We start from the raw sequence: 19,831 nt of genomic DNA on the forward strand, positions 1-19,831 counted from the left end.
TTGTAGGACTATCTGGATAAATTTACAGCACTTGTCTGCAACGACCACAATGCGCTCATGAAGTGCCCAATCATGCGAAAGTCACAAATCCTGACAGGTAAAAATACAAAATCAACTGTGTTAGTATTTATGTTTGGTCCAACCATTGCGCACATACGTCCATACACACACCTACCGGCCATATGACCCTGCTACTGAATATTCTCGCCTTTTTACTGAATGTCGTTTTTGACCTGTTTGCCATCCTGTGCCTGCTGCGCCTGTATATGCAGTTGGTCAAAGCATCCTTCATGAACCCTGTCGGGCAGGGCATTATCAGGCTGACCAACTGGCTAGTACTCCCACTGCAACGCATTCTGCCCCGTATACAGCGTTTTGATCTCTCTTCCTTTCTGGCAGCCTATTTATGCAGCCTGCTGCATTTCCTGATTCTCTGGACTGCCATTTACCTCTCACAGGATACAGCCGCTGTTGCCATTTCCAGCCCATTGCACGGTATTTTCCTGCTTTTGTTCTTTGCACTGCTCAACGTCATCAAGCTCATGCTGTACCTGCTCAGCCTGATTGTTTTGCTCAACGCCATCCTGTCCTGGCTGCAGCCAAATCACCCCTTTTACGGGCTGACACAACAATTGAGCGCCCCTTTGGTCAATCCGGTGCGCAAGGTCGTCCCTTCCATTGGAGGACTGGATTTAAGCCCGTTCATTGTGCTGATCATTCTGCAAGTGCTCCTGATCATTGTGAACCATTTGATGAGATGATCTATTTCCCATCTCCATAAAAAAGGACCCTGAAGGGTCCTTTTTAACAATGACTTAAACTCTGAATCCAGATCAGATCACGCCGCCGCTTCCGCCGGTATTTTCTGCAGCATCGTCAACAGGCTGGCAATCGTATCGCGTAACTGGCGACGATCACAAATCATATCAATCGCGCCCTTGTCCAGCAGAAACTCTGCACGCTGAAACCCTTCCGGCAGTTTTTCACGCACCGTGTTTTCAATCACACGCGGTCCGGCAAAACCAATCAATGCGCCCGGCTCGGCAATCACCACATCACCCACAAATGCAAAGCTGGCCGAAACACCGCCCATGGTCGGGTCGGTCAGCACACTGATATAAGGCAGCCCGAGCTTACCCAGTTGCGTCAGCGCTGCATTGGTCTTAGCCATCTGCATCAGGCTTAACAGGCCCTCCTGCATACGTGCGCCACCTGTTGCAGAAAAACTGATGAACGGTACTTTTTGCTCAACGGCTGCGTGCACGCCTTCTACAAAGCGCTCACCCACCACCGAACCCATAGAACCGCCCATGAAGTCAAACTCAAAGCATGCAACCACCGCAGGCAGGCTTTTAATGCTGCCACGCATCACCACCAGTGCATCCGTTTCACCTGTGCTTTCAGTCGCTGCTTTCAGGCGGTCCGGGTACTTCTTGGTATCTTTGAACTTCAGGGCATCCATCGGCAAAATGCTCTGCCCGATCTCAACCCGCCCATCGGCATCCAGCATGGCATCCAGCCGTGCCCTGGAACCCATGCGCTGGTGATGCCCGCACTGCGGGCATACATTCAGGTTTTTCTCCAGATCACTGCGATACAGTACCGTTTCGCATTTAGGGCATTTGAACCAGAGTCCTTCCGGAATGGATCGCCTGTCCTCTGGAGAGGTTTGCAGAATTTTGGGAGGCAATATTTTATCTAACCAGCTCATCAATCAACCTCTTTCAGTGTGACTACTACGGTATGTATGTACCTGTTATTTTGAATCCAGAGCCTGGCGCAGTTCCGCTATAAAAGCCTGGGCAACTGGCAGCACCTGATCTCGCGGCTGTTTTTCAATCAGCTCAATCAGGCGTGAACCTACCACCGCACCATCAGAAACTGCTGCAACGGCTTTTGCACTGGCTGCGTCACGGATGCCAAACCCCACGCAGACCGGTGCATGCACATGTTCTCTGATACGGGGCATGAACGCCGAAACCGAATCCGTATTCAGACTGGCGGCCCCGGTCACCCCTTTCAGAGAGACATAATACACGTAACCCGATGCCAGTTTGCCCACCTGCGCAATACGCTCCTCTGTCGAGGTGGGGGCAAGCAGAAAAATCTGGTCCAGACCGTGCAATTTTAACTGTTTGGCAAATTGGTGCGATTCCTCAGGCGGATAGTCAACGATCAGCACGCCATCCACACCGACAGCAGCAGCATCCTGCGCAAAACGGTTCTCGCCATGACGGTGGTCATAAAATTCCACCGGGTTGGCATACCCCATCAGCACCACCGGGGTCTGCTGGTCTTTTTGGCGGAAAATACGGACAATTTCCAGCACATTCGCCAGGTTCATGCCTTTGGCCAAAGCACGCTCACTGGCACGCTGAATCACCCTGCCATCGGCCATCGGGTCGGAAAAAGGCACCCCGACCTCAATCACATCGGCACCCGCGCTGACCAGCGCGTGCATCAGATCCGGTGTGATATCGGCATAAGGATCGCCTGCCGTGATATAAGGAATCAGCGCTTTACGCCCATTGGCCTGCAATTGCTTAAAAGCATTAGCTATACGACTCATGATGTGTATCCTTTCAGGCCAGTTGCATACCCGCGCGCTCGGCCACGGTATGGATGTCTTTATCGCCTCGTCCTGAAAGGTTCACCAGCAGAATCTGGTCGGAACGCATGGCAGGTGCTATTTTCATCGCCTGTGCCACCGCGTGACTGGATTCCAGCGCCGGAATGATGCCTTCTGTGCGGCACAGATAATGGAACGCATGCAGCGCCTCTTCATCGGTAATGCTGACATAGTTAGCACGACCGCTGTCTTTCAGCCATGCATGTTCCGGCCCGACACCTGGATAATCCAGCCCGGCACTCACCGAGTGCGCCTCAATGATCTGCCCGTTTTCATCCTGCAGCAGGTAAGTCCGGTTGCCATGCAGCACACCCGGAACACCCAGCGTCAAAGAAGCCGCATGACGGCCGGTTTCGAGTCCGTCTCCGGCGGCCTCCACCCCCAACAGACGCACATTTTCGTACGGAATATAGGGATAAAAAATGCCCATTGCATTGCTGCCACCGCCAACCGCGGCAATCACCACATCCGGCTGCCGGCCAGCATATTCGGGCATCTGTTGCAGGCACTCATCTCCGATCACACGCTGAAAATCCCGCACCAGCATGGGATAAGGGTGTGGTCCGGCAACCGTACCGATGATGTAAAACGTATCCTCTACATTCGACATCCAGTCGCGCATCGCCTCGTTCAGCGCATCTTTCAGGGTTTTGCTGCCGGATTCCACAGGAACCACTTCCGCCCCCAGTAGTTTCATGCGGTACACATTGGCAGCCTGGCGCTTGATATCCTCCGAGCCCATGTAGACAATACACTGCTGTTCAAATCGCGCGGCAATCGTGGCTGTTGCCACCCCATGCTGCCCGGCGCCGGTTTCAGCAATGATTCGCGGTTTGCCCATACGGCGAGCCAGCAGCGCCTGGCCAATGACATTGTTAACCTTGTGCGCGCCTGTGTGGTTGAGATCTTCGCGTTTTAAATAGATCTGCGCACCACCAAGCTCGCGGCTCATGCGCTTAGCGTGGTATACCGGCGTAGGTCGGCCTACATAATGAAGCAGTTCATCATGGTATTCCGCCAGAAAATCCGGATCATTTTTATAACGAGTATAGGCAGCAGTCAACTCATCAAGCGCGTGGCGCAAAGTTTCAGCCGCAAAAACGCCCCCATAGGGGCCAAAATGCCCGTTAGCATCGGGCAGTTCATAAGCTTTCATGGAAATTATTCAATTCTCGAAAAGACAGGCATCCGCTACACGGACCGACTGTACAAAATGCTGAATGGCTTTGGCATCCTTAATACCTGGAGATACCTCCACCCCGGTACATACATCAACAGCCCACGGCTGTACCTGCAGAATAGCCTGCTTCACATTTGCAGCATTTAATCCACCAGACAAAACGGCCTGAACGCCTATATCTTGAGGTATAAGTGACCAATCGAACACCTTCCCAGAACCGCCATATGTTTTACTGTCAGAATCAAGCACCAGTGCCTGAGCCGAAGCATAATCTTGCGACAATTTTACCAAATCTGTATCAGAATGTACACGAATGCCCTTCAGGAAGGGGCGCCCCCAGCTTTCACACCAATAAGGCTCCTCATCGCCATGAAACTGAAATGTCGCGTTGGGAATATTCTCCTGCACCAGCAATATTTCATGCACCTTGGCGTTCACGAACAGAACCACAGGGGTAACAAACGGCGGCAGCCGTTTTGACAGCTCCAAGGCACGCTCCACACTGATGACCCGCGGGCTTTCACGGTACAGAATGAATCCCACCGCATCAGCACCAGCCGCCACGGCTGCATCCACATCTTCTTCGCGAGTCAATCCACAAACCTTAATGCGCGTACGACGCAATCTTTTTTCTATGATGTCCATCAGCTAAGACCGCCTTTCAGTCATTTTCGATATTTTGATATTGTCTGATAATTGAATCTGATAGCCCACACCAGCAAAAGCCAGTTTACCCGTATACGGTCGGGCTGCAAACCTTTCCAGAGCAGAAAACTCTTAATGCCTAATCAACCGCTATTCAAACTTCCCGTCTGACCCTGCATGATATTCCCTCTCAAACAGAAACTTTTCTGATCGAACCACGCCGACAAGGCTATTTTAATCAAGCCACGGATATCTATCGCTCATGTACGTTTTGTCTATGTTACAACAAAATGAAATAACACAGCAGATCAATTTACAGTGATATCAACACTGCAACTCAGGTTATGCCTGCTGTATCAACAAAAACAGCTTTTTGGACGGCGCTGTGCATCAGCCCATCCTCAATTTAAGGCAACCAGCTCAAAGCAGCCACCTCTTGTGGCAACCCCCATTTCGGATCGTATTGCGGCCCGGCAAAATACAAACCATCAGCAGCAAAAGTAGGCGCAGCAAACTCCCTCTTTTTACCGGCCAGTACCTTCTCAACCCATTGTGGCGCCTGGCTGCCTGTACCGACAGCAATCAGGCAGCCCATCAGGTTGCGTACCATATGATGCAGAAATGCATTGGCCTCAAACTCAAAACGCCAGTAAGCACCGCGCTGTTCAATGTGAATTCGCCGCAAATGCTTTACAGGCGTCAGCGCCTGGCACTCGGACGAGCGGAATGCGCTGAAATCATGCTCCCCTTCCAGCAATGCAGCAGCCTCACGCATCGCATCGCCGCTTAAAGGCCGCCAGCTCCATCCGACACGCCGAGACTCGACAGAAGGCCGCACGGGAGACTCCAGCACAATATAGACATAACGCCGCCCAATGGCACTGTTACGGGAGTGAAAACTGTCCGGCACGGTTTGGCACCACTGTACAGCAATGTCAGAAGGTAAAAAGCGGTTGGTCCCGCGCACCCAGGAAAAAGAATCTCGCTCCACTCGGGTATCAAAATGAATAACCTGATTCAGTGCATGCACACCTGCATCGGTACGGCCAGCACACTTTGTCCTCACGGCTGCCTCATCCGGTACGGCCATGAATGACTGCAGCGCCCGCTCCAGTGTGTCCTGCACCGTGATACCGCTAGGCTGGCTCTGCCACCCCTGGTAAGCAGTCCCGGCGTAACTGATACCCATTGCAATACGCAAAGTTCTCTCCAAATAAAAGGGGGGCCAAGCCCCCCAGTTTCAAGCATATGCTTTTGAATCAAGTCTGATCAAGCAGCGCTTTTGCACGCGCCTGAACTTCCTGCGACGGATTTTCAGACAAGACTTCCTGCACAATTTCCTTGGCATCATCGGTATTGCCAATCGCCAGGAATTCCTCTGCCAGAGCCAGACGGGTTGCAGGGCCTTCATCTTCATCAGGAATCGATGAAGGTGCAGCCTGGCTGCTGCCCGGTGCATCATCTGGCAGGTCAAGCGAAAGACCGGAAAGATCATAACCGGCATGCGGTTGTGCCTGAGCTGCACTGCTGTCTGCCGCAGATGGCGCACTGGCTTGCGGTGCACTCTGCGCCGGACGGCTGACCGGTGCTTCCGGTTCGCTGGCGTTGGGAGCCGGGGCAAACTGAGGCGCAAACCCACCGCCACCGCTGCCGCCGCTATTCATGTTTTTCGTTTCAATCGCATCGGAGTAAAGCGAGTTGGTCGGGGAAATACTATGCCCTAACTTGGCAATTTTCACCCAGTCATTGCCCCGTCCGGATGTCAGGGCGCGCAATTGCGATGCCTGGTCATCAAACTGGGCCACTTTACCCTGTCGAGCATACACTTCACACAGCTTCGTATGCAATGCAATACGGTTAGGATCTGATTGCAGTGCGTCGCGCAGAATTTCTGCCGCCTGCTCATCGCGCCCATAAGCCAGATACACATCAGCTTCCTGTACCGGATCAACATCGGCATTGGTATCAAGCTGGCTGGCTGCATACAGGCTGGAAGACTGATCCAGCATGCTGGCTCCGGCACCCTGCTGGCTGATATTGTCAGCAAAGAACGAATCTATCTGTGAAGTGGACTCAGGAACATCATCATCCAGATCATCATCCTCGTTCTTTTTACGACGCGCCAGTTTGACGCCTGCAAAGGCAATCAAAGCAATCACTGCCAGACCACCCACCGGAATCAGGGGGTTATCCATCAGCTGGTCAATCAGACTTTTTTCCGGCGGCACAACCGGTGCTACAACGGCTGCCGGGGCGGGCCGCGGTGTCGTAGTTGCAGGCGTTGGCTGCGGCTGTGGTACCGGCTCAGGTTGTGGCACAACTTCAGGCACAGGCTCAGGTTGTGGTACGGGATCAGGTACCGGATCTGGCTGTGGCACAGTATCAGGCACCGGCTCAGGTTGTGGTACAGGGTCCACCACCAGCGGCGGCTGCGTTTGTGGCACAGGTTGTGGCGCTGGCTGCGGTGCAGGCGTTACTACAGCAGGCTGCTGCGTAGGAGCAACTGCTACAGGTGTATTGTTCAGTGCATCCTGAGCACGCCTCAGGTCGTCTGTATTAGAGGCAATTTCCGTACGACGTGCATCGGCATTTGCAGCTTGTTGCTGTCCTGCCCGCTGTGTATCCTGCGGAGCCTGGGCACTTGAAATCTGCAGCTGATCAATCGGTTGTGCAGGTTGTGCAGGCTGCACAGGCTGTGGCGTCACATCACCACCGGTTGTCCTTGTTGTGCTATCCGCACTGCGCACAGGAGCCGAACCCCTGGCTACCTGGGTGCGGTAGTCATTGAATTGACGTGCATGCTGGCTCACCTGGCTGCGTGCTTCCGCCTGGCTGATTGATGCAATTTCACTTTCACTCGGTATGCGCAAAGTTGCGCCAGCCTTCACCCAGTTGATATTTCTATTGATGAACGCACCCGGGTTGGCCCGAAACAAGGCAATCAGCATTTGCTCATTGGAAACGCCTGCCGGTTTCATGGCTGAAGCAATCTGGCCCAGCGTCTGGCCCCGTGCAACTTTGACAGTCCACTGGTCACCGCCAGCAACTGGTGCCGGCTGCGGACGCGGCTGTTGAGGTGTAGCCTGCCGCTGAGGTGCTGGCGCAGCAGGAGCTACCCGCCCGCCCTGGCTCGGCTGCACGGTCGCTGCCTGCCCAGCCTGGGAAGGCGCTACAATTCTTTCGCGAATCACATCATCACCGGATACGGCACTTGGGCGTACCGGTGCAGCCGGGGCTGTTGCCTGAGCAGATGTGGTCGGTTGTGCTGATGTCACTGCGGCAGGCTGCAATGCAGAAACCTGCGGCGCCGGTGCTGCAGCGCTAGAAGTCGTCACCGATGCCGGCGGATCCACCAGCATGGTATAGCTGCGCTGCATGCTGCCTGTACGCCATGACACGTCCAGCAGCAGGTCAATGAACGGATCCTGCACCGGGCGCATGCTGCTGAGTCTAATCACAGCCGTTGTATTGCCCGTTTGCTGGAAAGACACTTTAATGGCAGACATGGCACTGCTGTAAATCAGTCCACGGCTGCTGAAATCGCCTGGGCTGGCCAGTCGCACCTGTAAGGAGGCCGCTTCATCCGCATTCAACTGCGTGATGGGCACTTCCGCCTGCAACGGCTCACCTAAAGCAGAGTTGACACGAATCTGCCCCAGAACCAGTGCCTGAGCAGAAAACGACCAGCCGCCCGCCAGTAGTGCTACCGCCAACGCAGCAGAAGTTACACGCCAATGCTTCTTTGCAGGCTGCCCCTGCACCCCCCGATTCTTCGAGCTGATTGCGTTCACAAGAAGGTCCCTCTTTATCATGTTTATCAAATTTTCAGCCGGCCACGAATGGCCGACCAATTCTTATACCCCTATAGCATACACTCACATGCAAGCTTACACATACTAAAACTGCACAAAATTCAGGTTTTCCGAGCCCCTGAATTGGTATTTGTGCAACATTTTACTGTTTTTTCACCCCGATGACCGATAAATTGACCGATAAATCACCCAAGCAAAATCAATAGCATACGGCGCAAAGGTTCCGCTGCGCCCCACAATAACTGGTCGCCAATGGTGAACGCACCCAGGTACTCAGGGCCCATTTTCAGCTTGCGCAGACGACCCACCGGAATTGTCAGTGTTCCGGTCACCGCTACCGGCGTCAGGTCCTTCATGGTGGCTTCCCTTGTATTGGGAACCACTTTCACCCACTGGTTATCCGCAGCCAGCATGGCTTCAATATCAGCCAGCGGTACATCCTTTTTCAGCTTGAAGGTCAGCGCCTGGCTGTGGCAGCGCATGGCACCAATACGCACACAGAAACCATCTACCGGAACCGCCGCATTTTGCGCCAGCCCCAGAATCTTGTTGGTTTCGGCCATGCCTTTCCATTCTTCGCGGCTTTCTCCATTGCCCAGATCTTTGTCGATCCATGGAATCAGCGAACCGGCCAATGGCACGCCAAACTGTGCCGTCTGTTCGGCAGACAGGCCACGCTGGGTTTCAATGACCTGGCGGTCAATTTCCAGAATGGCACTTTTCGGGTCTGCCAGCTTGTCTTTCACCGCAGTATTCAAAATACCAAACTGGTTCAGCAGTTCGCGCATATGCTGGGCGCCGCCACCCGAAGCCGCCTGGTAAGTCTGCGTGCTCATCCATTCCACCAGACCAGCCTTGAATAAAGCGCCCACGCCCATCAGCATGCAACTGACGGTGCAGTTGCCGCCCACCCAGTTCACGCCGCCTTTAGCCAAGGCATTTTTAATGGTGGGCATGTTGACCGGGTCGAGCACGATCACTGAATCGTCACGCATCCTCAGTGTAGAGGCCGCATCAATCCAGTGCCCTTTCCAGCCGGCAGCACGCAGTTTGTCAAAAACGGCGGTTGTGTAATCGCCGCCCTGGCAGGTCACAATAATCTCACAACGCTTCAAACTGTCAATGTCATGCGCATCGTACAGTTTAGTCTCATTTTTAGCCCACTGAGGCGCCTTGCCCCCTGCATTGGACGTTGAAAAGAATACAGGTTCAATGTGCGCAAAATCACCTTCATCCTGCATGCGTTGCATCAATACCGAGCCGACCATACCGCGCCAGCCGACAAAACCTACCAGTTTCATGTTACACCTTTCAACCTTTGACATGCGTCTGTTGATTATCTGACTCTATCGGGTTTACCGCAACCTTAACAAGCGCAAACAGCACGCAATGTCCTGTCAAAATTCTCAGCTTGCCTGTGTTTTTAGCGCCGTTACAACAGCATCGCCCATTTCCGCAGTCCCCACCCGGGTGGAGCCTTCGGAATAAATATCCGCCGTGCGCAGGCCGGATGCAATGACAGAACGCACTGCCGCCTCAATCCGGTCTGCCACTGCCGCCTGGTTCAGAGAAAACCGCAGCATCATCGCCGCCGACAAAATTGTCGCCAGCGGATTGGCAATGCCTTTGCCGGCAATGTCAGGCGCCGAGCCATGGCTGGGCTCATACAAGCCTTGTTGCTTGTCGTTGAGAGACGCCGAAGGCAGCATACCGATAGAGCCTGTCAGCATCGATGCCTCGTCCGACAGAATATCGCCAAACATATTGCCGGTAACGATCACATCCAGCCGCTTCGGATCACGCACCAGTTGCATCGCCGCATTGTCAATGTACATGTGCTCCAACTCCACATCCGGATACTGCTTATGCACCTCGATCATGATGTCGCGCCAGAACTGCGATGTTTCCAGCACATTCGCTTTATCAACGCTCAGCAGTTTTTTACGCCGTTTGCGCGCCGCCTGGAAAGCCACATGCGCAATGCGCTCCACTTCGGGGCGGCTGTAGCGCATCGTATCAAATGCCTCATCCGTTCCCGGGAAAGCGCCATCGCTTGCCGTGCGTCGTCCTCTGGGCTGGCCAAAGTAAATATCGCCTGTCAGTTCGCGCACAATCAGCAGGTCAAGCCCACCAACGATTTCCGGGCGCAACGTGGATGCCTGAGCCAGTTCGCTGTAACAGATCGCCGGGCGGAAGTTGGCGAACAATCCCATATTTTTACGCAGGCCCAAAATAGCCTGTTCAGGGCGCAAGGCACGCTCCAGATGGTCATATTTAAAGTCCCCCACTGCCCCAAACAAAATGGCATCGCTTTGCATGGCCAGCTTGAGCGTTTCAGGCGGCAGCGGATGGCCTGTGGCCGCGTAAGCGACGCCCCCCACCAGAGCTTCTTCAAATGACAATGGCACCCCGGTAGCTTTGAGCACCTTCACGGCCTCTGCAACAATTTCTGCACCAATACCATCCCCTGCCAATACTGCGACTTTCATGCTGACCTTTCTATAAAGAAAAAATACAAAAACAGGGTATCAAAATCATCCAAGCCACTTGGCTGCCAGCCACGGCTTCTGCGCCAGACGGTTGGCCTCATAAGAGCGGATTTCATCCGCATGGCGCAACGTCAACCCGATATCATCAAAACCGTTCAATAAACAGTATTTGCGAAATGGCTGCACGTCAAAACCAAGCGCCGAACCATCGGGTTTGATGATTTTCTGCTGCTCCAAGTCAATCGTTAACTGGTAGCCGCTAAAGGCATACACCTCGTGAAACAAGGCATCCACCACCGCATCGGGCTGAACAATCGGCAGCAGCCCGTTTTTAAAGCAGTTGTTAAAGAAAATATCGGCAAAACTCGGTGCAATGATCGCCCTGAAACCATATTGCTCCAGCGCCCATGGCGCATGCTCGCGCGAGGAGCCGCAGCCGAAATTTTCACGCGCCACCAGAATAGACGCACCCTGATAACGCGGCTGGTTCAGCACAAAATCAGGGTTGGGCCGGCGGGAAGCCGGATCCTGCCCAGGCTCTCCATGGTCCAGATAACGCCATTCATCAAACAGGTTGGGGCCAAAACCAGTGCGTTTAATCGATTTCAGAAACTGCTTCGGAATAATTGCATCCGTATCGACATTCGCTCTGTCCATCGGTGCCACAATGCCCGTGTGTTTGGTAAAAGCTTGCATGATGCCTGATATCTCTCTTGAAAAATAAAATGAATTGCATGTACGAATGTATCAATATACCTGAGTACATGCCTGCCATTGAAACGCAAATCAATAAGAGTGCTATTTTTTCATACTTTTGTCATTTTGTTGCTTGCTCAAGAATGTCGCTCGCTAACAACAAATGGACAAACAAAAAAGCAAAGAGGCGTTACCGCCCCTTTGCTGTGATGAACAGCGAATTATTTGATCGTGCAGGTATTTATTTCACCACACCACACGCAACACGAGCTCCGCCGCCACCCAAAGGTGCCGGATGATCAGAATAATTCTCGCCACCGGCATGCACCATGATAGAACGGCCAGCCAGATCCGCCACTTTCAAGCGTGGAGCCAGAACCGGAGTCACTGCAGTACCATCTGCTGCAACATACAGCGGCGGCAAATCACCCAGGTGCCCATCACCCCACGGGGTGCCATGCTTGCCTGTATTTTGAGGGTCGTAATGTCCGCCAGCAGCCAGTGCGGCAACCATTTTGCCATCCTGCTCTTTCGGACCACAATCCGGGTTCACATGAACATGAAACCCATGAACACCCGGTGCCAACCCCTGCAGGTTAGGCGTTAAAACCAGCCCATACTGTGAATCAACAGCGGTTACCGTACCAATGGGCTTACTCCCGCCATCGGCATCCACCAGGTTCACTTCAATCACTTTTTCAGCCTGAGCAACGGCCAGCGCGGTAGCAAACATCAAACTGGCTGCAATCACGGTCTTTTTCAACAAACGCATGTTTAACCTCCTTTGGTGAGCTCTGCACATTACAGAATAGTCGTAATATAACGGAATCTTTCAAAATGCCATGTCCGGGCAAGCATCATCGAGTAATTTATTACCCTTTGAAAAATTGCACGCAGAGCAGCATTTGGCATGGTGCATAGACACGCCCTGCTCTGAAAGTCTTGAACCTGAACACTGGATACAAGCGTTTTGTATCCGCCCGGTATTCACGTGGTGTGATGCGAACTATCGGTTAAACTGTACCAGCATCAAATAGATGCTTGCTGCCTGAGTCTTTGGTCATCCAGCGTGCAATATGATTTTTCCATGGCTCAACGCCTTGTTGCACAACCAGTTAACAGCACAACAGCACCAGCCTATCTGCCATATCAATCAGCGCTTATGCATCACAAAACGCTTCCATGAAAAGCACAGTCAGATGTGATAAAGGCCGGAATTTGCATTCCGGCCTTTAGCGTTATTTAGTGGCAGCATCCTCAATCGCTTCGCCGCCCTGCTGTATATCTTTACCAGCACCGGCAACTGTGTTACAACCTGCTAAAACTGCTGCTGAAAGCATTAAAACGAGTAGGTACTTTTTCATTATTCACCTCCGATTCATTCGCATGAATCAAAATCAAATTAAAAATCCGCAACTACACAATACGGCGCACATCAACAAAATGCCCTTCTATTGCAGCTGCTGCTGCCATGGCCGGGCTCACTAAATGGGTCCGTCCTCCGGCTCCCTGGCGTCCTTCAAAATTCCGGTTGGACGTTGAAGCACAGCGCTCTCCCGGCTCCAGCCGGTCGGCATTCATCGCCAGACACATGGAACACCCGGGCTCACGCCACTCAAAACCGGCAGCTTTAAAAATCTGGTCCAGTCCTTCCCGTTCGGCCTGTTCACGCACCAGCCCGGAACCGGGCACCACCATCGCCAGCTTGACGTTAGCTGCAATTTTACGGCCTAATTTTTTGACGACTGCTGCCGCTTCGCGCATGTCCTCAATACGTGCATTGGTACACGAGCCAATGAAAACCTTATCCACATAAATATCAGCCATTGGCTTGTTAGGCTCAAGCCCCATATAACTCAAGGCGCGTTCAATACCGGCACGTTTGCCGGCATCTTTTTCTTTATCGGGATCAGGCACTTTGGCATCAATGGGCAATACCATTTCTGGCGAAGTGCCCCAGGTGACCTGTGGCATGATCTGGCTGGCATCCAGCGTGACCACTTTATCCCACTGCGCATCTGCATCCGAATGCAGCGTACGCCAGTAGGTTATCGCCTGCTCCAATGCCACCCCTTTAGGTGCTAAAGGACGGCCCTTCACATAGTCGATGGTTTTTCCATCCACCGCCACCAGCCCTGCGCGTGCGCCGGCTTCAATCGCCATATTGCACAATGTCATGCGCCCTTCCATCGACAACGCCCGCACCGCATCGCCGGCAAATTCAATGGTATAGCCAGTTCCGCCTGCCGTGCCGATTTTGCCGATCACCGCCAGTGCAATATCTTTCGCGCTGCATCCTTTGGGCAATACACCGTCCACCTTGACCAGCATATTTTTCATCTTCTTGGCCAGCAATGTCTGCGTTGCCATCACATGCTCAACTTCACTGGTGCCAATACCGTGAGCCAATGCACCAAATGCACCATGCGTTGAGGTGTGCGAGTCACCACACACCACCGTCATACCAGGCAAAGTAGCACCATTCTCAGGGCCAATCACATGCACAATGCCCTGACGCTGATCCATGAAAGGGAAATAGGCCGCAGCACCATATTCCTGAATATTTTTATCCAGCGTGGTGATCTGCTGTTTGGAAATCGGGTCCTGAATGCCATCATAGCCCTGCTCCCAATGTGTAGTGGGCGTATTATGGTCTGCTGTTGCCACTATGGAACTGGGGCGCCACAGCTTACGGCCCGCCATACGCAGCCCTTCAAACGCCTGAGGACTGGTCACCTCATGCACCAGATGGCGGTCGATATAAAGTGTGGTCGTACCATCGTCTTCCGTACGAACCACATGCTCATTCCATAATTTATCGTAAAGCGTATAACCCATTTTGACCTGATTTCACCGTTGTAATATATAAATTATTCATCCGCTGGCAAAATGCCTGCACTGGCCTGACCCTGACCAAACCGCCAGGAACCACATTCTCCGCTATTCTGCACGCGTCGAAATTTGGAATGCGCTCCAAAATACCGGTTTGGCGATCTGCTATTATAAAGCCTTTGGCATTATCATCAGACCGCCCGGGTCGATCGGACTCCTCTCTTTTTACCCATTACGCATAACCATAATGCAAGCACAACTAGTTACAAAGAACTAAGCTGCTCTAAATATAATGACCTAGTTTTTTGGAAAAGCCCTGCAAAACAGCAGAGCATAAAGATCAATTTATGATCTAACTCAAGCTCCTTGCACCATAATGAGGCTATCTTTTAACCGTGGGATGCTGCTCACAAAGCCTGTTTTCCTCAACCCTAAAAGCATACAACCAGTCATGAACCCAAACCAACTACAATCGGCCGTCAACCAAGACATTGACGCTGAAGCCCCGCCCACCTCCATCAAACAAAACGCCACATCCTTACCTGCCATCCCAGAATACCTTTCCAGCACCTACACCTGGGCTTACCTGAACCCCAAATCTGTTGCGCGGCTTGATCAGGGGCTGGTGGTTTCAACCATTCTGTGGGGCAATGCCAACCGGCTCATGAGAGCTGCCGTCAATGAATTCTCTGCCGGACAGCATGTGCTGCAATCGGCCTGCGTGTATGGTTCCATCACACCCGACTTGGCGAAAAAAATAGGCCCTGATGGTCAACTGATGGTGGTGGATGTTGCCCCAGTGCAAATTGCCAACATGAAGCGCAAACTGCCTAACACGCCGCAGTTGAATACGCTGATTGCAGATCTGTCCGTGCCGGGCTGCCTGTCTCACCTGCCTGATTATGATGGCGTGTGCTGTTTTTTCCTGCTGCACGAGGTGCCAGTCAAAGAGCGCAGCCAGATTGTTGAAAACCTGTTGCAGAAAGTGAAACCAGGCGGCAAAGTTGTTTTTGTGGATTACCATAAGCCGGCCTGGTGGCATCCGCTGAATCCGATCACCTATACCGTCTTCCATTTCCTGGAGCCGTTTGCCAAATCATTGCTGAGCCAGCCCATACAGGATATTTCCTCTTTAGGAAAAGAATACACCTGGCAGAAAAGAACGCTGTTTGGCGGCCTGTATCAGATACTGGTAGGCATCCGGAACAAAGCCTGATACACCGTAAACAAGATACCGTTTAAACAAACTCTGTCGGTACACCAACATCAAAAATGCCCGCAAATGCGGGCATTTTTCATTCAGCATGATGCTTGGTTTACTTACGCTTGTCCATGGTAGGTACATCGCGTCTTGGAGAACCAATATACAACTGACGCGGACGACCAATCTTATAATCCGGATCGCTCATCATTTCGTTGAGTTGTGCAATCCAGCCCACCGTACGTGCCAATGCAAAAATGGCTGTGAACATCGGCACCGGAATGCCAATCGCACGCTGCACAATGCCTGAATAGAAGTCCACATTTGGATACAGTTTACGCTGCACAAAATAATCATCTTCCAGCGCAATCTTTTCCAGTGTCATTGCCAGTTTGAACAGCGGATCATTTTCCAGACCCAGCTCAACCAGCACTTCTTTACAGGTTTCCTGCATCAGCTTGGCACGCGGGTCATAGTTTTTATACACGCGGTGACCAAAACCCATCAGGCGCACGCCGGAAGATTTGTCTTTAACCTGGTTGATGAATTCACCAATTTTTTCCACACCGCCCATTTTCTGGATGTCTTCCAGCATATTCAGGCAGGCTTCATTGGCGCCACCATGCGCCGGGCCCCACAGGCAGGCCACACCAGCGGAAATTGCAGCAATCGGATTGGTTCCGGAAGAGCCGCACAAACGCACGGTTGACGTCGATGCATTCTGCTCATGGTCAGCGTGCAGGATGAAAATACGATCCAGCGCACGCACCACAGCATCGTTGGCTTTGTATTCTTCACAAGGCGTGGCAAACATCATCCGGCAGAAGTTTTCTGCATAGGAGAGCTTGTTGTCCGGATACATAAAGGGCTCGCCCTTATTGTATTTATAGGTCATGGCTACCAGCGTAGGCATCTTGGAAATCAGCCGATGCGCTGCAATGGCGCGGTGCTCGGGGTTATGCACGTCCATGTGGTCGTGGTAAAACGCTGACATCGCACCGACCAGCCCTGTCATCACAGCCATCGGATGCGCATCACGGCGGAAACCACGCAGGAAGAAATGCATCTGTTCATGCATCATGGTGTGGTGCATGATCGTTTCATTGAATGTCTTCTTCTGGTCAGCGTTGGGCAACTCGCCTTCCAACAACAGATAAGCCACTTCAAGGAAGTCGCACTTTGTTGCCAGTTGCTCGATCGGGTAGCCCCGATAAAGCAGTTCACCCTTATCCCCATCAATATAAGTGATTGACGAGCCGCATGACGCTGTAGACATAAAGCCAGGGTCATAGGTAAATTTATCAGTCTGCGCATACAGCTTTCTGATATCAATCACATCCGGACCAATTGTTCCTTTGTAAATAGGCAGCTCGACGCTGGGGCTGCCATCACTGAAAGAAATACTGGCTTTTGTTTCTGAAGGTGTCATCTCTGTTCCTTTTTTATCATCTACTTTTTTACCTTGACCTGTCGTATCTGTTCAAGCACGGCCTTGACCTCGGGCGTATCCAACTCGCCCTGCGGCTCTTTACGTGCCATCAGCAAATCCAGCAGATCACTGTCACTGAGCTCCATCAAGCTCAATAATGCTAAAGCCTGTGGTTGTGACAAATTGTCTCCGTAACAAGAAAAAAACCGCTCAATGAGCAGATCATTTTCCAGCATACCGCGCCGGCAGCGCCAGCGCAGTAACCCTAAGTTCAGAGGGGTATCAGCCTCTTGCGTCATTTTAGGCCTTCATCTCTCTTGTTTCAAATGAGTTCTTAATAACGTCACCGTGCTTGTTTGCATTGATCAAACAGCACGTCTTACCATCATTTCCTTGATTTTGCCAATGGCCTTGGTCGGATTCAGACTCTTCGGACAAACATCCACACAGTTCATAATGGTATGACAACGGAATAACCGATAAGGATCCTCCAGATTATCCAGACGCTCTTCAGTCCCTTTGTCCCGGCTGTCCGCCAGGAAACGGTATGCCTGCAACAGGCCGGCAGGACCAACGAATTTATCCGGATTCCACCAGAAGCTCGGGCAACTGGTAGAACAACTGGCGCACAGAATACATTCATAAAGGCCATTGAGCTCTTCACGCTCTTCCGGTGACTGCAGGCGCTCTTTTTCAGGCGGTGGGTCGTCGTTGATCAGATAAGGTTTGATCGAGTTGTACTGATTGAAAAAGTGCGTCATATCCACAATCAGATCCCGGATCACCGGCAGACCGGGCAAGGGCTTGAGCACAATCGGATCAGCCAGGCTGCGCAGATTAGCCAGACAGGACAAACCGTTCTTGCCGTTGATGTTCATTGCATCAGACCCGCACACGCCTTCGCGGCATGAACGACGGAATGACAGTGTCGGATCAATCGCCTTGAGCTTAACCAGTGCATCCAGCAGCATGCGTTCATGCCCTTCGAGTTCAATCTCGATGGTCTGCATGTAGGGTTTCTCATCCTTATCCGGATCGTAGCGGTAAATTTTGAAAGTACGTTTGATTGTCATGGGGAATTACTTTCTTAAAACCTTGTTGATATATTAAAAAGTACGGGGCTTGGGCGGTACGGTAGGCACCGTCAATGGCTGCATACGCACAGGTTTATATTCCAGGTGGTTGTCTTCACTGAACCACAGGGTATGTTTAAGCCATTCCTGGTCATTACGGCCCAATGGATGATCAGGATCATCTGCCGGGCGTTCATAATCATCCACCGAGTGCGCACCGCGGCACTCATGGCGTGCAGCAGCAGACAGCATCGTTGCCTTGGCAACCTCGATCAGGTTCTCCACTTCCAGCGCCTCCATGCGCGCTGTATTCCAGACCATCGATTTATCCTTGAGCGTAATACCCGGCACACGCTCGGCAATCTTCATGATCTCCTTGACACCTTCATCCATCTTGGCCTGGGTGCGGAACACGCCCGCATGCGTTTGCATGCACTGGCGAATATCGTTCGCCACATTCTGTGCATACTCGCCACCGGTCGATTGATCCAGATGTGCCACACGTGCCAAGGCGGCATCTGCCGCGTCGGCGGGCAGATCCTTGTGCGAACGTGTCTGCTTGCACAAATCCACCATGTGGTTACCAGCCGAGCGGCCAAACACCACCAGATCCAGCAGCGAGTTGGTGCCCAGACGGTTGGCGCCATGCACGCTGACGCAGGAGCATTCGCCTACCGCGTACAGACCATTCACCACCTTCTGATTGCCCTGTCCGTCAGGCACAACCACCTGCCCGTTCACATTGGTCGGAATGCCGCCCATCTGATAGTGAATGGTCGGCACCACCGGGATAGGCTCTTTGGTGATATCCACGTTGGCAAAATTCAAACCGATTTCAAATACGGAAGGCAGCCGTTTATGGATGGTTTCAGCACCCAGGTGATCCAGCTTCAGCAGCACATAATCTTTATTGGGACCACAGCCACGGCCTTCTTTGATTTCCTGGTCCATTGAGCGCGATACAAAATCGCGCGGTGCCAGATCCTTCAGTGTCGGCGCATAACGCTCCATGAAACGCTCGCCTTCGCTGTTGATCAGAATCGCGCCTTCACCACGGCAGCCTTCTGTCAGCAACACACCGGCGCCAGCCACACCTGTGGGGTGGAACTGCCAGAACTCCATATCCTGCAACGGTATGCCGGCACGCGCCACCATACCCAAACCATCGCCGGTATTAATAAACGCGTTGGTAGACGCCTGGAATACACGCCCTGCACCACCCGTAGCCAGCAAAGTGGCCTTGGCCTCCAGCACATAAATGTCGCCGGTTTCAAGCTCCATGGCCGTCACGCCCACCACATCGCCATCAGCATCGCGGATCAAATCCAGCGCCATCCATTCCACAAAGAAATTGGTATGCGCTTTCACATTCTGCTGATACAGCGTATGCAGCAATGCATGCCCGGTACGGTCAGCGGCCGCACAGGCACGCTGCACCGGCTTTTCACCATGGTTAGCGGTATGGCCGCCGAAAGGACGCTGGTAAATCGTACCATCGGCATTGCGGTCAAACGGCATGCCGAAGTGCTCCAGCTCATACACCGCAGCAGGTGCCTGGCGGCACATGAACTCAATGGCATCCTGATCGCCCAGCCAGTCCGAGCCTTTCACCGTATCGTAAAAGTGCCATTCCCAGCTATCCTCAGACATGTTGCCTAACGAGGCACCAATACCGCCCTGCGCAGCCACTGTGTGCGAGCGGGTAGGAAATACTTTTGATAAAACAGCCACGCTTAAACCTGCGCGTGACATCTGCAATGCGGCCCGCATACCGGAACCACCGGCACCAACGATGACCACATCGAACTGACGCTTGGGGAGTTTTTTTGTAGTTACTGACATTTT

Annotated in this window: 18 protein-coding genes; 2 read left to right on the top strand and 16 right to left on the bottom strand. The window is 52.6% G+C overall.

Annotated features, from left to right (window positions below):
• Positions 1 to 182 precede the first annotated feature (182 nt).
• Positions 183 to 761: a YggT family protein gene (locus CUZ56_RS03895; protein ID WP_126978365.1), complete on the top strand. Its 579-nt coding sequence runs from the start codon at positions 183 to 185 to the stop codon at positions 759 to 761.
• 77 nt (positions 762 to 838) lie between these two features.
• On the opposite strand, the gene accD is transcribed toward CUZ56_RS03895, so the two are convergent.
• The 12 genes from accD to leuC form a co-directional block, all read right to left on the bottom strand.
• Positions 839 to 1,711, bottom strand: coding sequence for an acetyl-CoA carboxylase, carboxyltransferase subunit beta (accD, locus tag CUZ56_RS03900; protein ID WP_126978367.1), 873 nt, complete (start codon positions 1,709 to 1,711; stop codon positions 839 to 841).
• Positions 1,712 to 1,756: 45 nt separating this feature from the next.
• Positions 1,757 to 2,569, bottom strand: a complete 813-nt coding sequence (gene trpA, locus CUZ56_RS03905) for a tryptophan synthase subunit alpha (protein WP_126978369.1) — start codon at positions 2,567 to 2,569, stop codon at positions 1,757 to 1,759.
• A 13-nt stretch (positions 2,570 to 2,582) separates the two neighbouring features.
• A complete protein-coding gene (gene trpB, locus CUZ56_RS03910) occupies positions 2,583 to 3,785 on the bottom strand; it encodes a tryptophan synthase subunit beta (RefSeq protein ID WP_126978371.1) in 1,203 nt (400 codons plus the stop codon).
• A 9-nt stretch (positions 3,786 to 3,794) separates the two neighbouring features.
• The gene (locus tag CUZ56_RS03915; protein WP_204250810.1) at positions 3,795 to 4,454 is read right to left on the bottom strand and encodes a phosphoribosylanthranilate isomerase; all 660 of its coding nucleotides are present in this window, start codon (positions 4,452 to 4,454) and stop codon (positions 3,795 to 3,797) included.
• Positions 4,455 to 4,860: 406 nt separating this feature from the next.
• Positions 4,861 to 5,655, bottom strand: coding sequence for a tRNA pseudouridine(38-40) synthase TruA (gene truA / locus CUZ56_RS03920; RefSeq protein ID WP_126978373.1), 795 nt, complete (start codon positions 5,653 to 5,655; stop codon positions 4,861 to 4,863).
• 58 nt (positions 5,656 to 5,713) lie between these two features.
• Entirely contained in the window at positions 5,714 to 8,245 is a 2,532-nt protein-coding gene (locus CUZ56_RS03925) for a type IV pilus assembly protein FimV (RefSeq protein ID WP_162615244.1), read from the bottom strand.
• A 206-nt stretch (positions 8,246 to 8,451) separates the two neighbouring features.
• Positions 8,452 to 9,567: an aspartate-semialdehyde dehydrogenase gene (gene asd, locus CUZ56_RS03930; protein ID WP_126978377.1), complete on the bottom strand. Its 1,116-nt coding sequence runs from the start codon at positions 9,565 to 9,567 to the stop codon at positions 8,452 to 8,454.
• Between the two features lie 105 nt (positions 9,568 to 9,672).
• Complete coding sequence (gene leuB, locus CUZ56_RS03935; RefSeq protein WP_126978379.1) at positions 9,673 to 10,755, bottom strand: 3-isopropylmalate dehydrogenase; 1,083 nt, start codon at positions 10,753 to 10,755, stop codon at positions 9,673 to 9,675.
• 45 nt (positions 10,756 to 10,800) lie between these two features.
• The gene (leuD, locus tag CUZ56_RS03940) at positions 10,801 to 11,451 is read right to left on the bottom strand and encodes a 3-isopropylmalate dehydratase small subunit (RefSeq protein ID WP_126978381.1); all 651 of its coding nucleotides are present in this window, start codon (positions 11,449 to 11,451) and stop codon (positions 10,801 to 10,803) included.
• 241 nt (positions 11,452 to 11,692) lie between these two features.
• Positions 11,693 to 12,214 carry a superoxide dismutase family protein gene (gene sodC / locus CUZ56_RS03945; protein ID WP_126978576.1) on the bottom strand — a complete coding sequence of 174 codons (522 nt, stop codon included), beginning with the start codon at positions 12,212 to 12,214 and terminating at the stop codon, positions 11,693 to 11,695.
• A gap of 475 nt (positions 12,215 to 12,689) precedes the next feature.
• Positions 12,690 to 12,815, bottom strand: coding sequence for an entericidin A/B family lipoprotein (locus CUZ56_RS03950; RefSeq protein WP_204250812.1), 126 nt, complete (start codon positions 12,813 to 12,815; stop codon positions 12,690 to 12,692).
• Positions 12,816 to 12,867: 52 nt separating this feature from the next.
• Complete coding sequence (gene leuC / locus CUZ56_RS03955) at positions 12,868 to 14,289, bottom strand: 3-isopropylmalate dehydratase large subunit (protein WP_126978385.1); 1,422 nt, start codon at positions 14,287 to 14,289, stop codon at positions 12,868 to 12,870.
• Positions 14,290 to 14,734: 445 nt separating this feature from the next.
• Between leuC and rquA the strand changes: the two genes are divergently transcribed.
• Positions 14,735 to 15,499 carry a rhodoquinone biosynthesis methyltransferase RquA gene (gene rquA / locus CUZ56_RS03960; protein ID WP_126978387.1) on the top strand — a complete coding sequence of 255 codons (765 nt, stop codon included), beginning with the start codon at positions 14,735 to 14,737 and terminating at the stop codon, positions 15,497 to 15,499.
• Positions 15,500 to 15,599: 100 nt separating this feature from the next.
• Here the strand turns inward: rquA and CUZ56_RS03965 are convergent, their stop codons facing one another.
• From CUZ56_RS03965 to sdhA, 4 genes are all read right to left on the bottom strand, one after another.
• Positions 15,600 to 16,913 (bottom strand): citrate synthase, encoded by a 1,314-nt coding sequence (locus CUZ56_RS03965; RefSeq protein ID WP_126978389.1) that lies wholly within the window; start codon positions 16,911 to 16,913, stop codon positions 15,600 to 15,602.
• Positions 16,914 to 16,933: 20 nt separating this feature from the next.
• Positions 16,934 to 17,212, bottom strand: coding sequence for an FAD assembly factor SdhE (locus tag CUZ56_RS03970; protein ID WP_126978391.1), 279 nt, complete (start codon positions 17,210 to 17,212; stop codon positions 16,934 to 16,936).
• Positions 17,213 to 17,278: 66 nt separating this feature from the next.
• Positions 17,279 to 17,986, bottom strand: coding sequence for a succinate dehydrogenase iron-sulfur subunit (locus CUZ56_RS03975; RefSeq protein ID WP_126978393.1), 708 nt, complete (start codon positions 17,984 to 17,986; stop codon positions 17,279 to 17,281).
• Between the two features lie 33 nt (positions 17,987 to 18,019).
• On the bottom strand, positions 18,020 to 19,828 hold the full coding sequence (gene sdhA / locus CUZ56_RS03980; RefSeq protein ID WP_126978395.1) for a succinate dehydrogenase flavoprotein subunit: 1,809 nt from the start codon (positions 19,826 to 19,828) through the stop codon (positions 18,020 to 18,022).
• Positions 19,829 to 19,831: the final 3 nt, after the last annotated feature.

Origin of the sequence: Saezia sanguinis (genome assembly GCF_003991585.1) — a bacterium.
GTDB lineage: Bacteria > Pseudomonadota > Gammaproteobacteria > Burkholderiales > Burkholderiaceae_C > Saezia > Saezia sanguinis.